The following is a 13,871-nucleotide window of genomic DNA, read 5'->3' as shown; positions in this document are numbered from 1 at the left end:
GAGCACGCCCGGCAGGCCCTGTGACAGGCCTGTGACAGTCGGCGGACAGCGTCATGAAACTGCCCCGGCAAGCTCATTGGCACAAGGAACGGACGGACTCCACCGATGGGGGGCGCGAGATGAACGCAACTCACAGCACCACCGCAAGCGCAGTTGTCACGCGTCTCCACGACGTCGGCCGGAGTACCGAGAAGTCCGGCGTCGGAGGGAGTACTTCCCTGGCCGAGCGCAGCCGAGACCTCGGGGGAGGTCGGGGGTGCGTTCGTGGCGCCGGTCGTCAGCACCCGTCGTACATGACGGTCGTTGACGTGCCTGTGGGGGGCAACGGGGGAAACAACGGGGGCAGCGCGTACGGGGAGGTCACAGGGGAGCGGAAGGCCCCGGCGAAGACCGAGGACGCCGAAGCGGCGTTCACGGCCTACGTCCGGGAGCGCCGCGCCTCCCTGTACGCAACCGCCTACCACCTGACCGGCGACCGGTTCGAGGCCGAGGACCTGCTGCAGAGCGCCCTCTTCTCGACGTACCGGGCATGGGACCGGATCAGCGACAAGGCGGCGGTCGGCGGCTATCTGCGCCGCACCATGACGAACCTGCACATCAGCGCCTGGCGCAGGCGCAAGCTCAACGAGTACCCGACCGAGGAGCTGCCGGAGACGGCGGGCGACACGGACGCGATGCGCGGCACGGAGCTGCGCGCCGTGCTCTGGCAGGCGCTGGCGCGGCTGCCGGAACTCCAGCGCACGATGCTGGTCCTGCGTTACTACGAGGGCCGCACCGACCCGGAGATCGCGGCGATCCTCGACATCAGTGTCGGCACGGTGAAGTCCAGCATCTGGCGGTCGCTCCGCCGGCTGCGCGAGGACGAGGTCCTCAGCTTCGGCCGTGACGAGGAGGAGTCCTTCGGCGAGCTGGTGGCCTGAGGCGAGGGGGAACACGGGGGAGAACGGGGCCGCTGCTTCGGGGGAGGCGGCGGAGTACGGGGGAAGTGCTGCGGGGTCGGACGGGCCGGGGGGTCCTGTCCGGCCCCGTTCGCGTGCGTACGGGGAGGGCCGCTACGCCGAACCGCGTGCGGCGGCAGCCCGCCGGCAGCGTCCCGCCGCCGCGGCGGCCAGGCGGCCCAGGGCCTCCTCCTTGCCGCAGGGGTGGGCGCCCAGGGCCGTCTGGCGGGCCACGATCCGGCGTTCCGCGCGCATCAGCCGCCAGCCGCGCCGCAGCAGGAACGGCACCGACTTGCGGCCCTCGCGCAGGTCCCGGAGCAGGCGGCGGCGGAACGTCGTGGTCGGGCGGCCGCGCAGGCAGAGCGCGTCGGCCAGGACGCCGAGTTCCTGGCAGCGCTCGACTATGTCCGCCGCGAAGATCCCCTCGGCCACGAACAGCGGTGTGCGCTCGATGTGCAGGGCCTCCCGGTCGACCCGGGAACTGGTGGAGATGTCGTAGACCGGGACGTGGGTGCGCCCGGTGCGGCACAGCTCCATGATCGCGGTGACCGCGGCGTCGGCGTCCCAGGACTGTGCGGAGTCCCAGTCGATGTCCGTACTGCCGGGAACGAGCGGCAGCGTGGGGTCGTCGCCCTCCTTGTAGAAGTCGTCCAGGCGCAGCACCGGCAGGTCGGTGCGGGCGGCCAGGGAGGACTTGCCGGAGCCGGAAGGGCCCGCGAGCAGTACGACGCGGGTCGGGATCGGTTGGGAATTCACAGGACACGAGTGTGAGGCATTGACCCGCACAGGGGATCCCCCGGTGCCCCTGTTGGTATCGAGCATCACACCTCAACTACTCTACGCACTCAGATGATTACTCGATCGTCTCGATCAGGTGGGAATTCCATGGCACGTCATGCACTTTCCAAGTCCCGGCGCCGCGCACTGCTGCGAGCAGGTCTGACCGTCACCGCGGTGGGTGCCGCGCTCGGTGCGGGGGGTGCGGCGGCCCAGGCCGCGCCGCTGCCCCACGTGCCGGTCGTAGGTGCCGACACCGCACTCGGTGAGGCCGGTGACGCCGCCGGCGGTGCGGTGACCGGGTCGCTGGGTCACTCGCTCAGGGGCGGCATCGCCCCGGTGACGCATCTGCGGCTCGACCCGCTGGCCGGCACGGGCACGGACCCGCTGAACAACGCGGTGGGCACGCAGATCGCCGACTTCAAGCCGCTCTCCACGGCCGCCGTCACCGACCCGCTGACCAGCGGTGGCGCACTGAAGGACCTGCCGGTGGTCGGGCCGCTGGCGCAGACGCTGCACGGCGGCTGAGCAGCCGGGAACGGCCTGTCCCTCCGGGGTGCCGGAGGGACAGGCCGTTCCCGTGTGCGGGGAGCGGGTCAGTACGAGGAGCCCGAGACGCCGAGGGCGCCCGTCGGGTGCCAGACCGTCTTGGTCTCCAGGAAGGCCGTCAGGCGGCGGGTGCCCGGATCGGCCGTCCAGTCAGCGGCGCCGTCCGCGTCCACAGGCTGTGGACGCAGGACGCGCTTCAGGTTGTCGGCCGCCGCGATCTCCAGTTCCTTCGCCAGTGCGGCGTCGGCGCCCGTGAGGTCGATGGCGTTGACGTCCTGGTGGGAGGCGAGCGGCGTCGCGATCTCCGCCGTCCTGCCGGACAGGATGTTCACCACGCCGCCCGGCAGGTCGGAGGTGGCCAGCACCTCGCCCAGGGACAGGGCCGGGAGCGGGGAGCCCGCCGAGGCGACGACGACGGCCGTGTTGCCGGTCGCGATCACCGGGGCGATCACCGAGACCAGGCCCAGGAACGACGACTCCTGCGGGGCCAGGACCGTGACGACACCGGTCGGTTCGGGGGTGGACAGGTTGAAGAACGGGCCCGCGACCGGGTTCGCCCCGCCCACGACCTGGCCGATCTTGTCGGTCCAGCCCGCGTACCAGACCCAGCGGTCGATCGCCGCGTCCACGACGGCCGCCGCCTTGGACTTCGACAGGCCCTCCGCGTCCGCCACCTCCCGTACGAACTGGTCCTTGCGGCCCTCCAGCATCTCCGCGACGCGGTAGAGGACCTGGCCGCGGTTGTACGCCGTGGCGCCCGACCAGCCGCCGAACGCCTTGCGGGCGGCCACGACCGCGTCGCGCGCGTCCTTGCGGGAGGACTGGGGGGCGTTCGCCAGCCACTTGCCCTTCGAGTCCGTCACCTCGTACACCCGGCCGCTCTCGGAGCGGGGGAACTTGCCCCCGACGTACAGCTTGTAGGTCTTGAAGACGCTCAGACGGTTATCGGACATCGAGGTACGCCTCCAGGCCGTGACGGCCGCCTTCGCGGCCGAAGCCCGACTCCTTGTAGCCGCCGAAGGGCGAGGTCGGGTCGAACTTGTTGAACGTGTTGGCCCAGACGACGCCCGCCCGGAGCTTGTTCGCCACCGCGAGGATGCGGGAGCCCTTCTCCGTCCAGATGCCGGCCGAGAGGCCGTACTGGCTGTTGTTGGCCTTGGCGACCGCCTCGTCGGGCGTGCGGAAGGACAGCACCGACAGCACCGGGCCGAAGATCTCGTCGCGGGCGATGGTGTGTGCCTGGGTGACGTTGGTGAACAGCGTCGGCGCGAACCAGTATCCGGCGGAGGGGAGTTCGCAGGGGGCGCTCCAGCGCTCGGCGCCCTCCGCCTCGCCCGTCTCGGTGAGCGCGGTGATCCGGGCGAGCTGCTCCGCGGAGTTGATCGCGCCGATGTCGGTGTTCTTGTCCAGCGGGTCGCCCAGCCGGAGCGTGGTCAGCCGGCGCTTCAGCGCGTCCAGCAGCTCGTCCTGGACCGACTCCTGGACCAGGAGGCGCGAGCCCGCGCAGCAGACCTGGCCCTGGTTGAAGAAGATGCCGGTGACGATGCCCTCGACGGCCTGGTCGATCGGGGCGTCGTCGAAGACGATGTTGGCGCCCTTGCCGCCCAGTTCGAGGGTGACCTTCTTGCCGGTGCCGGCGACCTGGCGGGCGATGGCCTTGCCGACCGCGGTCGAGCCGGTGAACGCGACCTTGTTCACGTCCTCGTGCTCGACGAGGGCGGCGCCCGCGTCCCCGTACCCGGGAAGGATGTTCACGACACCCCTGGGCAGGCCCGCCTGGCGGCAGATGTCCGCGAAGAACAGCGCGGAGAGCGGCGTCGTCTCGGCGGGCTTGAGGACCACCGTGTTGCCGGTGGCGAGCGCCGGGGCGATCTTCCAGGCCAGCATCAGGAGCGGGAAGTTCCAGGGGATGACCTGGCCCGCGACGCCGAGGGGGGCCGGGTTCGGGCCGTAGCCCGCGTGGTCCAGCTTGTCGGCCCAGCCCGCGTAGTAGAAGAAGTGCGCGGCGACGAGGGGGAGATCGGCGTCCCTCGTCTCCCTGATCGGCTTGCCGTTGTCCAGGGTCTCCAGGACGGCGAGCTCGCGGCTGCGCTCCTGGATGATCCGGGCGATCCGGAAGAGGTACTTGGCGCGCTCGGAGCCGGGCAGCGCCGACCACTTCTCGAACGCCTTGCGGGCCGCCTTCACGGCCCGGTCGACGTCGGCCGCACCGGCCTGCGCGACCTCGGAGAGCACCTCCTCGGTGCTCGGCGAGACCGTCTTGAAGACCTTGCCGTCGGCCGCCTCGGTGAACTCGCCGTCGATGAACAGCCCGTACGAGGGCGCGATGTCGACGACCGCGCGCGACTCGGGGGCGGGGGCGTACTCGAATGCAGATGCCATGGGGATCAGTCCACCGTCACGTAATCGGGGCCGGAGTAACGGCCGGTGCTGAGCTTCTGGCGCTGCATCAGCAGGTCGTTCAGCAGGCTGGAGGCGCCGAACCGGAACCAGTGGTTGTCCAGCCAGTCCTCGCCCGCCGTCTCGTTCACCAGCACCAGGAACTTGATCGCGTCCTTGGAGGTGCGGATGCCGCCGGCCGGCTTCACGCCGATCTGTACGCCGGTCTGCGCGCGGAAGTCGCGTACGGCCTCCAGCATCAGCAGCGTGTTGGCGGGCGTGGCGTTCGTCCCGACCTTGCCGGTCGAGGTCTTGATGAAGTCGGCGCCCGCCAGCATGCCGAGCCAGGAGGCGCGGCGGATGTTGTCGTACGTGGACAGCTCGCCGGTCTCGAAGATCACCTTCAGCCGGGCGTCGGGACCGTCGGCCCGCGCGCACTCGGCCTTCACGGCGAGGATCTCCTCGTACACCTTCAGGTAGCGGCCGGAGAGGAAGGCGCCCCGGTCGATCACCATGTCGATCTCGTCGGCCCCGGCGGCCACGGCGTCGCGGACGTCCGCGAGCTTCACGTCGAGCGCGGCGCGGCCGGCCGGGAAGGCCGTCGCCACGGAGGCCACCTTCACGCCGGAGCCGGCCAGCGCGGCGACGGCGGTCGCCGCCATGTCGGGGTAGACGCAGACCGCCGCGGTGCGCGGGGTCGTGCGGTCGGTCGGGTCGGGATTGACGGCCTTGGCGGCGAGGGCCCGGACCTTGCCCGGGGTGTCCGCGCCTTCCAGCGTCGTCAGGTCGATCATCGAGATGGCCAGGTCGATGGCGTACGCCTTGGCCGTCGTCTTGATCGAACGGGTTCCGAGGGACGCGGCGCGCGCTTCGAGGCCGACGGCGTCGACGCCGGGCAGCCCGTACAGGAAGCGGCGCAGCGCACTGTCGGACGCGGTCGCGTCGGAGAATGCGGGAGCAGTGGTGGGCATGGTCACCAGGGGAGCATATCTACGCGCGTAGCGACCTGTACAGGGGGACCACCTCTCCGCGCGGGAGGCGGTACCGGGGCGGCCGCCCCGGCACCCCGCCGGGGCGTCAGGCAGAATCGGGCCCATGACGAGCCCCACACCACCCGCCGAGCCGGTCTACGCCGACCGGACCTTCCGCTCGCCCGCCGGGATGGTCGGGGGCGTCCTGCTGCTCCTGCTCATCTGCTGGATCGGCGGGGACGCAGCGTTCCGGGGCGAGGGCCGGGTGCCCTGGCTGGCGCTCGCCGGGATGCTCACGGCGGTGCCGATGGTCGTCGCGTTCACGCTGCGGCCGGTCGTGCTCGCCAACGACCACCGCATCAGGATCCGCAACCCGTTCCGGACGATCAGCCTGCCATGGACCGAGGTCTCGGACCTGCGGGCCGGGTATTCGTGCGAGCTGTTCACCGAGGGCGGCGACAAGTACCAGCTCTGGGCGGTGCCGGTGTCGCTGCGGCAGCGGAAGAAGGCGGCCCGGCAGCAGTCCCGGCGGTCGCTGGACGACCCGTACGACCGCACGTCCGTGCACGCCGACGTCCGTGACACCAAGGCCCGGATGGCGACGGCCGACCAGACCATGGCGGACCTGCGCGAACTGGCGGAGCGGGCGAAGACGGGCGGCGCGGCCGCCGGGGAGTCCGCGGAGTCGTCGGTGTCGGTGCGCTGGGCGTTCGAGGTGATCGCGCCGACGGTGGTGGGCGCGCTGCTGCTGGTGGTGCTGCTCGCGACCGGCTGAGGCCGTACACGGGTGAAGCCCTCACCGCGTTCGCCGGTGCGGGCTTCACCCGTGTCCGGGGCCTGCTCGACGCCGGCGCGGCCCCCGGCGGCGGTCGCGCCGCGCTCGTCGTGGACGTCCCGACGCCCGTCGTGGACGTCCCGCCGAAGGTCCGGCGCCCGTAGCCGTCCGTAGCCGTCCGTGGCTGTTCGTGGCCGCCGCGGCCGTGGTCCTCGGGCCGCCCGCAGGAGTCCTGGACGCGGGCGGCCGCGCGTGGGTGGGCCGGCCAGGACCGACCCGTCGGCCGAAGGAGTCCCGGACGCGGGCCGGCCGCGCGCGGGCAACCGGCCAGGACCGACCCATCGCCCGCAGGAGTCCCGGACGCGGGCGGCCGCGCCGACCCGCCGGGGCGTGGCGTCGTTGTTCGAGTCCGGGGGCCGGTGCGGCCCGACGCGCCGTCCGCCCTTGCGGCCGGCGGCGCGAGCCGTCCGGACAACAGGCCATGCTGCTCGGGCGGATGCCGCCGTGGCCGGCCCCCTCGGCCGCCGGACCGGGGTCAGATCCCGGCGGCGGCCGCCAGATCGCGCTTGATCCCGTCGAGCAGCCGGGCGCCCTCGGCGCGGGCCGCCGGCAGCCCGTCGGCCGAGGCGACCGGCACCACGACCTCCAGGTAGCACTTGAGCTTCGGCTCGGTGCCGCTCGGGCGGACGATCACCCGGGCGCCCCGCAGGTGGTAGCGGAGCCCGTCGGTGGGCGGCAGCAGGTCCGTTCCCCGCGCCAGGTCCTCGGCCGAGGTCACGTCGAGGCCCGCGAGCACGGCCGGAGGCCGCTCGCGCAGCCGCGCCATGGCGTCGGAGATGACCGACAGGTCCTTCACCCGCACCGACAGCTGATCGGTGGCGTGCAGCCCGTGCGCGAGCGCGAGGTCGTCGAGGAGATCGAGCAGCGTACGCCCCCGCTCCTTGAGCACCGAGGCCAGCTCGGCGACGAGCAGCGCGGCCGTGATGCCGTCCTTGTCGCGTACGCCGTCGGGGTCGACGCAGTAGCCGAGCGCCTCCTCGTACCCGTACCGCAGCCCGTCCACCCGGGCGATCCACTTGAAGCCGGTCAGGGTCTCCTCGTGACCGAGCCCCGCCTTCGCGGCGATCCGGCCGAGCAGCGAGGACGACACGATCGACTCGGCGAAGATCCCGCTCACGCCCCGGTCCACCAGATGGGCGGCGAGCAGCGCCCCGACCTCGTCGCCGCGCAGCATCCGCCAGCCGCCCTCGGCGGCCGGGTCCGGGACGGCGACGGCACAGCGGTCGGCGTCCGGGTCGTTGGCGATGACGATGTCGGGGTCCGTGCGGCGCGCGGTCGCGAAGGCGAGGTCCATCGCGCCGGGCTCCTCCGGATTGGGGAACGCGACGGTGGGGAACGCCGGGTCCGGCTCGGCCTGCTCCGCGACGAGCACCGGCGCGGGGAACCCGGCCCGGTCGAACGCGGCGGTCAGCACCGACGTACCGACCCCGTGCATCGCCGTGTACACGACCCGGGCGGTACGCGGCGACCCGGCGGCGAGCACGGTGTCCGTACGGGCCAGATAGGCCGCGAGGACCTCTTCGCCGAGGGTCTCCCAGCCGTCGTCGGGGCGGGCCACGCCGTCGAGCGGGCCGACGCCGGCGATCGCGTCGGCGATCTCGCCGTCCGCCGGGGGCACGATCTGCGAGCCGTCGCCGAGGTAGACCTTGTAGCCGTTGTCGCGCGGCGGGTTGTGGCTGGCGGTCACCTCGACGCCCGCGACGGCGCCCAGGTGCCTTATGGCGTACGCCAGCACGGGGGTGGGGAGCGGGCGGGGGAGCACCGCCGCCCGCAGGCCCGCTCCGGTCATCACGGCCGCGGTGTCGCGGGCGAAGTCGGCGGACCTGTACCGGGCGTCGTACCCGATGACGACGAGCCCGCCGCCCTGCCCCTGGGCCTTGAGGTAGGCGGCGAGGCCGGCCGCGGCGCGGATGACGACGGAGCGGTTCATCCGCATCGGCCCGGCGCCCAGCTCACCGCGGAGCCCGGCGGTGCCGAACTGCAGCGTGCCGGCGAACCGTGCGGCGAGCTCGTCGAGATCCGCGGCCTCGATGAGCCCGGCGAGCTCGTCGCGGGTCTCGGGATCGGGGTCCTCCGCGAGCCATGCCCTGGCCTGCGCGATGAGGTCCTGCTGCACGGTGTCCGCCTTTCCGGCTGTCCGGGGTGTCTTCGTGGGTGGGGTGCGGCCCCGGGGAACGGCCGCGACCGGTCAGATGCGTTCGAGGACCCGGGCCAGCAGCGCGCCCATGCGCGTGGCGGAGTCCCGGCCCGCCTGGAGCACCTCTTCGTGGTTGAGCGGCTCCCCGCTCAGCCCGGCCGCGAGGTTGGTGACCAGCGAGATGCCCAGCACCTCGGCGCCCGCCTCGCGGGCGGCGATGGCCTCCAGCACGGTGGACATGCCGACCAGGTCGCCGCCCATCACGCGGACCATGTTGATCTCGGCCGGCGTCTCGTAGTGCGGGCCGGGGAACTGCACGTACACGCCCTCTTCGAGGGTCTCGTCGACCTCCTTGCACAGCGCGCGCAGCCGCGGCGAGTACAGGTCGGTCAGGTCGACGAAGTTGGCGCCGATGATCGGGGACGCCGCCGTCAGGTTGATGTGGTCGCTGATCAGCACCGGCTGACCGGGGCGCATGCCCTCGCGCAGACCGCCGCAGCCGTTGGTCAGGACGACGGTCCGGCAGCCGGCCGCGACGGCGGTACGGACCCCGTGCGCGACGGCGGCGACGCCCCGGCCCTCGTAGAAGTGGGTGCGGCCCAGGAAGACCAGGACCCGCTTCTCACCGATCCGGTACGAGCGGATCGTCCCGCCGTGCCCCTGTACCGCGGGCGCCGGGAAGCCGGGCAGCTCGGTCACCGGGAACTCGGCCTCCGGAGCGCCGAGCGCATCGCCCGCGGGCGCCCAGCCGGAACCCATCACGAGCGCGACGTCGTGGGTCTCGGCACCGGTCAGCTCGCGCAGGCGGGCGGCGGCGTCGGCGGCGGCCGTGTACGGGTCGCCCTGGATGTTGTCCGGAATAACTGATGCGTTCACGCGGATGAGGGTAGCCGGTGATTCCCTACGCGCGTAGATGCCTATGCGCAGAGTCTGTACGCGATTGCTCGTACTTTCACACAAAAGCGCTGGTCGGGCCGGTCAGCAGGGACGCTTGCGAAGTTCCATCACATAGTCGTGCGGCGCACCCGCGGACTCCGCGGCGTCGGCGATCTCGCCCAGGTAGCGGGCGGACGGCAGCCCGCCCTCGTAGCCGTTCAGCACGTACATCCAGGCCGGCTCCTCGCCGTCCAGGGTGTGCACCCGCACCCGCATCCGCCGGTAGATGTCGAGGCCGACACCCTCCCACCGGTCCATCGAGTCCTCGTCCATCGGCGCCAGGTCGTACAGCGCCACGAAGACCTGGGAACGGGGCGCCTCCACCACCGTGGCCAGCGCGCCTTCCCAGCCCATCTGCTCCCCGCCGAAGGTCAGCCGCCAGCCGTTGAGCCAGCCGGTGCCGCGCAGCGGGGAATGCGGTGCGCGGCGCGTCATCAGCCGCGCGTCGAGGTTGCCGGCGTACGCGGCGTAGAGCGACATGGGTTCGAGGGTACGGGAGGTGACGGGGGGAACGTCGATTCCGGTGCGGAAGACCACTCGCGAGGTTCCGCTTCCCGCTCCCGGGCCCCGGCGCGCACGCCCCGGCGCACGTATGGAGGGCCCCGGGGCGAAGCACCTTGGCGCGTGCGGGACAATGAAGTACGTACTGCATTCCCCCGGGGCGTTCCCCCGGACCCCCGGCCGGGGCAGCAGACGGCCGCGGGATGACATACGCGAGGCGGACTTTTCGTGACCCGGATCGTGATCATCGGCGGCGGACCCGGCGGCTACGAGGCGGCGTTGGTGGGCGCCCAGCTCGGTGCGGAGGTGACCGTCGTCGACTGCGACGGCCTCGGCGGCGCGTCCGTGCTCACCGACTGTGTGCCCTCGAAGACCCTGATCGCGACGGCGGAGGTGATGACCACCTTCGACTCCTCGTACCAGGAGCTGGGCATCATCGTCGCGGACGACACCCCGCACGTGGAGCAGGCCGCCCGCGTCGTCGGCGTCGACCTCGGCAAGGTCAACCGACGGGTGAAGCGCCTGGCGCTCGCCCAGTCCCACGACATCACCGCCTCCGTCACCCGGGCCGGCGCCCGCGTGATGCGCGGCCGCGGCCGGCTGGACGGCCTCCAGGCCGCCGACGGCTCCCGCAAGGTCGTCGTGACCGCAGCCGACGGCACCGAGGAGACGCTCGTCGCCGACGCCGTGCTGATCGCCACCGGTGGCCACCCCCGGGAGATCCCGGACGCGCTGCCCGACGGCGAGCGGATCCTGAACTGGACCCAGGTCTACGACCTCGACGAGCTCCCCGAGGAGCTCATCGTGGTCGGCTCCGGCGTGACGGGCGCCGAGTTCGCGGGCGCCTACCAGGCGCTCGGCTCGCGGGTCACCCTCGTCTCGTCCCGTGACCGGGTGCTGCCGGGCGAGGACCCGGACGCGGCCGCCGTGCTGGAGGACGTCTTCCGGCGCCGGGGCATGAACGTCATGGCCCGCTCCCGCGCCGCGGCCGCCAAGCGCGTCGGCGACCGGGTCGAGGTCACCCTCGCCGACGGCCGGGTCATCTCCGGTTCGCACTGCCTCATGGCGGTCGGCGCGATCCCGAACAGCGCGGGCATGGGCCTGGAGGAGGCCGGCGTCCGGCTCAAGGAGTCCGGCCACATCTGGACCGACAAGGTCTCGCGCACCAGCGCGCCCGGCGTGTACGCGGCCGGTGACGTCACCGGGATCTTCGCCCTCGCCTCGGTCGCCGCCATGCAGGGCCGGATCGCGATGTACCACTTCCTCGGCGACGCGGTGGCCCCGCTGGACCTGAAGACGGTCTCGTCGAACGTCTTCACCGACCCCGAGATCGCCACCGTCGGCTACACCCAGGCCGACGTCGACGCGGGCAAGATCGACGCCCGGGTGGTCAAGCTGCCGCTGCTGCGCAACCCGCGCGCCAAGATGCAGGGCATCCGCGACGGCTTCGTCAAGATTTTCTGCCGTCCCGGCACCGGCATCGTGGTCGGCGGCTGTGTCGTCGCGCCGCGCGCGAGCGAACTCATTCACCCCATCTCGATCGCGGTCGACAACAATTTGACGGTGGAACAGATCGCAAACGCCTTCACGGTGTATCCGTCCCTGTCGGGTTCGATCGCCGAAGTGGCCCGGCAGTTGCACACCCGTAAGCGCGCGGGCGAGGCGTAACCGCCCCGGGAACCCGGCAAATCCCCGGCAACTCCCGGCAACTCGGGCGGTCCGGCGACGGCCACTCGATCAGTACGGAACAACAACGGGGCCGCCTATACCACTTGGCGGCCCCTTGTATGTACAACTTCCGTTATTCGGCGCAAACCGCTGAAAACACTCGGGCGGTCACGTTACTGTCAGTTTCGTGTTCGCTGCAGAACGTCGTCAGTTGATCCTCGAAATGGTGCGTGCCAACGGGGCGGTATCGCTCCGTGAGCTCGCCCGCGTCGTCCAGACCTCCGAAGTGACCGTACGGCGGGACGTGCGGGCACTGGAGGCAGAAGGACTCCTCGACCGCCGGCACGGCGGTGCGGTACTGCCGGGCGGTTTCACACGGGACTCCGGCATTCCGCAGAAATCCCATCTCGCCACCGCGGAGAAGACGGCCATCGCCGACCTGGCCGCCGGTCTCGTGGAGGAGGGCGAGGCCATCGTCGTCGGTGCCGGTACGACCACGCAGGAGCTGGCCCGCCGGCTCGCGCGGGTCCCCGGCCTGACCGTCGTCACCAACTCCCTGCTGGTCGCCCAGGCGTTGGCCCATGCCAACCGGGTGGAGGTGGTGATGACCGGCGGCACCCTGCGCGGTTCCAACTACGCCCTGGTGGGCAGCGGCGCCGAGCAGTCCCTTCAGGGGCTGCGGGTCTCTCGCGCGTTCCTCTCCGGGAGCGGGCTCACCGCGGAGCGCGGCCTGTCCACGTCCAACATGCTCTCCGCGAGCGTGGACCGGGCGCTGGTGCAGGCGGCCGCCGAGGTGGTGGTCCTGGCCGACCACACCAAGCTCGGCTCCGACACCATGTTCCAGACGGTACCGACCGACCTCATCACCCGACTGGTGACGGACGAGCCTCCAGGCCACGACGACCGCGCCGCCACCGAACTGCAGGCCCTCGCGGACCAGGGGGTACAGATCGCGGTGGCCGGCTCGGGAAGCGGCACCACGACGACCGAGAGCCTGCCGCACGGCCGGCAGCAGGGCCGCCGTGACATGCCGCTGCCCGGCCAGCGCCGTACGCCCGGGAGCGGGCCCGGGGGACCGGGCCCGCAGCAGCTGCGGAGCGCGGCGGTGGTGGCGGAGCAGGGGGACCGGGCGCGGGTGGCGGACCTGCGGCGCCGGTAGGAAGCGGGTCCTCACGTCGGCGGGACGGAATTCCGGCCTGCCGGTGTTTCGGGCGCGGGGTCCGGGCGGAGTCCCGGCTGCGGTGAGGGGCGGAGCCCCGGTTGCGGTGAGGGGCGGGCGGGGGAACAGCCCCGCGCGGCAGGCGAACGCGCACCGTCCCGCTCCCCGCTCAACCCTCCTCCGCACGCGCCCCCTTGAGTCCCTGCAAGGTCAGCATCAGCAGCCGCCCCGCCAACTCCGGGTCGTCCGGCGACTGTTCGGCTGCCAGCGCGATCGCGTTCGTCAGCTGCAGCAGGTCGCCGATCGACACGTCCGGCCGCACCGCCCCGCTCTCCTGCGCCCGCACCAGCAGCACCGCCCCCGCCTCGCGCAACGGCACATTGCACTGCGAGAGGGCCGAAGTCTCGTCCCGTGACGTCGACATGAGTGCCTGGGCCAGCCCCCGGTACTCACCCGCGTGGGCGATGATCGCACCCAGCCACTCCACCAGCCCCGCACACGGCTGCCGCGCCTGTGCGAGCTCCCGGGAACGGGTGATCAGAGACGTCAGGGCCTCCTGGAAGACCGCGTTCATCAGCGCGTGCCGGTTCGGGAAGTGCCGGTACAGCGTGCCGATCCCCACGCCCGCGCACCGCGCGATGTCCTCCAGGGACGCATCGGTGCCGTGCTCCGCGAAGGCGGTCCGGGCCTCGCCCAGCAACCGGTCGTAATTCCGGCGCGCGTCGGCACGCATGGGCCGGGGCGGCGTCTGTGCCGTACTGGTCGCCATCGCGCAGCCTCCCTTCTTCCGCCTCGGGGTCCAGGATGCCATCGCACGCCACCCGGGTGCGCCGGGACCGCCGCGTACGGCGAAGGGGCCCCGCGGGAAGCCGTGAGGCTCCGCGGGGCCCCCGAGGCCCGGATACCGCGTCGATCAGTCCTTGATCTCGCAGATGACGGCGCCGGAGGAGACCGAGCTGCCGACCTCGGCGGCGAGGCCCTTGACGGTGCCGGAGCGGTGCGCGTTGAGGGGTTGTTCCAT

14 protein-coding genes are annotated in these 13,871 nt (G+C 72.3%); 5 read left to right on the top strand and 9 right to left on the bottom strand.

The window, feature by feature from the left end; genetic code table 11:
- Positions 1-119: 119 nt before the first annotated feature.
- Positions 120-920 (top strand): SigE family RNA polymerase sigma factor, encoded by an 801-nt coding sequence (locus tag ACGF8B_RS32670; RefSeq protein WP_392745706.1) that lies wholly within the window; start codon positions 120-122, stop codon positions 918-920.
- Positions 921-1,052: 132 nt separating this feature from the next.
- On the opposite strand, the gene ACGF8B_RS32665 is transcribed toward ACGF8B_RS32670, so the two are convergent.
- A complete protein-coding gene (locus tag ACGF8B_RS32665; protein WP_392745705.1) occupies positions 1,053-1,760 on the bottom strand; it encodes a uridine kinase in 708 nt (235 codons plus the stop codon).
- A gap of 63 nt (positions 1,761-1,823) precedes the next feature.
- On the opposite strand from ACGF8B_RS32665, the gene ACGF8B_RS32660 reads away from it, so the two are divergent.
- The gene (locus ACGF8B_RS32660) at positions 1,824-2,243 is read left to right on the top strand and encodes a hypothetical protein (RefSeq protein WP_392745703.1); all 420 of its coding nucleotides are present in this window, start codon (positions 1,824-1,826) and stop codon (positions 2,241-2,243) included.
- A 68-nt stretch (positions 2,244-2,311) separates the two neighbouring features.
- On the opposite strand, the gene ACGF8B_RS32655 is transcribed toward ACGF8B_RS32660, so the two are convergent.
- The 3 genes from ACGF8B_RS32655 to deoC are packed head-to-tail and all read right to left on the bottom strand — an operon-like array spanning position 2,312 to position 5,614.
- A complete protein-coding gene (locus ACGF8B_RS32655) occupies positions 2,312-3,217 on the bottom strand; it encodes an aldehyde dehydrogenase family protein (RefSeq protein WP_392745702.1) in 906 nt (301 codons plus the stop codon).
- Positions 3,207-4,646 (bottom strand): aldehyde dehydrogenase family protein, encoded by a 1,440-nt coding sequence (locus tag ACGF8B_RS32650; RefSeq protein ID WP_392745700.1) that lies wholly within the window; start codon positions 4,644-4,646, stop codon positions 3,207-3,209. Before ACGF8B_RS32650 ends, ACGF8B_RS32655 begins: the two co-directional genes overlap by 11 nt.
- 5 nt (positions 4,647-4,651) lie before the next feature.
- Positions 4,652-5,614: a deoxyribose-phosphate aldolase gene (deoC, locus tag ACGF8B_RS32645; RefSeq protein WP_392745932.1), complete on the bottom strand. Its 963-nt coding sequence runs from the start codon at positions 5,612-5,614 to the stop codon at positions 4,652-4,654.
- 124 nt (positions 5,615-5,738) lie between these two features.
- On the opposite strand from deoC, the gene ACGF8B_RS32640 reads away from it, so the two are divergent.
- Positions 5,739-6,389 carry a PH domain-containing protein gene (locus tag ACGF8B_RS32640; RefSeq protein ID WP_392745699.1) on the top strand — a complete coding sequence of 217 codons (651 nt, stop codon included), beginning with the start codon at positions 5,739-5,741 and terminating at the stop codon, positions 6,387-6,389.
- 535 nt (positions 6,390-6,924) lie between these two features.
- Here the strand turns inward: ACGF8B_RS32640 and ACGF8B_RS32635 are convergent.
- The 3 genes from ACGF8B_RS32635 to ACGF8B_RS32625 all read right to left on the bottom strand — a co-directional run bounded on the left by ACGF8B_RS32635 (position 6,925) and on the right by ACGF8B_RS32625 (position 10,002).
- Positions 6,925-8,565, bottom strand: coding sequence for a phospho-sugar mutase (locus tag ACGF8B_RS32635; RefSeq protein WP_392745697.1), 1,641 nt, complete (start codon positions 8,563-8,565; stop codon positions 6,925-6,927).
- A gap of 72 nt (positions 8,566-8,637) precedes the next feature.
- Positions 8,638-9,462, bottom strand: coding sequence for a purine-nucleoside phosphorylase (locus ACGF8B_RS32630; protein WP_342286210.1), 825 nt, complete (start codon positions 9,460-9,462; stop codon positions 8,638-8,640).
- Positions 9,463-9,564: 102 nt separating this feature from the next.
- The gene (locus ACGF8B_RS32625; RefSeq protein WP_072486709.1) at positions 9,565-10,002 is read right to left on the bottom strand and encodes a gamma-glutamylcyclotransferase; all 438 of its coding nucleotides are present in this window, start codon (positions 10,000-10,002) and stop codon (positions 9,565-9,567) included.
- 249 nt (positions 10,003-10,251) lie between these two features.
- On the opposite strand from ACGF8B_RS32625, the gene ACGF8B_RS32620 reads away from it, so the two are divergent.
- Both ACGF8B_RS32620 and ACGF8B_RS32615 read left to right on the top strand, forming a co-directional pair.
- Positions 10,252-11,691, top strand: coding sequence for an NAD(P)H-quinone dehydrogenase (locus tag ACGF8B_RS32620; protein WP_392745695.1), 1,440 nt, complete (start codon positions 10,252-10,254; stop codon positions 11,689-11,691).
- A 223-nt stretch (positions 11,692-11,914) separates the two neighbouring features.
- Positions 11,915-12,850, top strand: a complete 936-nt coding sequence (locus ACGF8B_RS32615; RefSeq protein ID WP_392745931.1) for a DeoR/GlpR family DNA-binding transcription regulator — start codon at positions 11,915-11,917, stop codon at positions 12,848-12,850.
- Between the two features lie 169 nt (positions 12,851-13,019).
- On the opposite strand, the gene ACGF8B_RS32610 is transcribed toward ACGF8B_RS32615, so the two are convergent.
- Both ACGF8B_RS32610 and ACGF8B_RS32605 read right to left on the bottom strand, forming a co-directional pair.
- Entirely contained in the window at positions 13,020-13,619 is a 600-nt protein-coding gene (locus tag ACGF8B_RS32610; RefSeq protein ID WP_392745693.1) for a TetR/AcrR family transcriptional regulator, read from the bottom strand.
- Positions 13,620-13,763: 144 nt separating this feature from the next.
- On the bottom strand, positions 13,764-13,871 hold a 108-nt coding region (locus ACGF8B_RS32605; RefSeq protein ID WP_392745929.1), incomplete at its 5' end, for a biotin/lipoyl-containing protein.

Source organism: Streptomyces sp. NPDC047917, from assembly GCF_043204345.1.
Taxonomy (GTDB): Bacteria; Actinomycetota; Actinomycetes; order Streptomycetales; family Streptomycetaceae; genus Streptomyces; species Streptomyces sanglieri.
The sequence above is the reverse complement of the archived record's forward strand: the minus strand, read 5'-3'. Positions and strand labels throughout refer to the sequence as shown.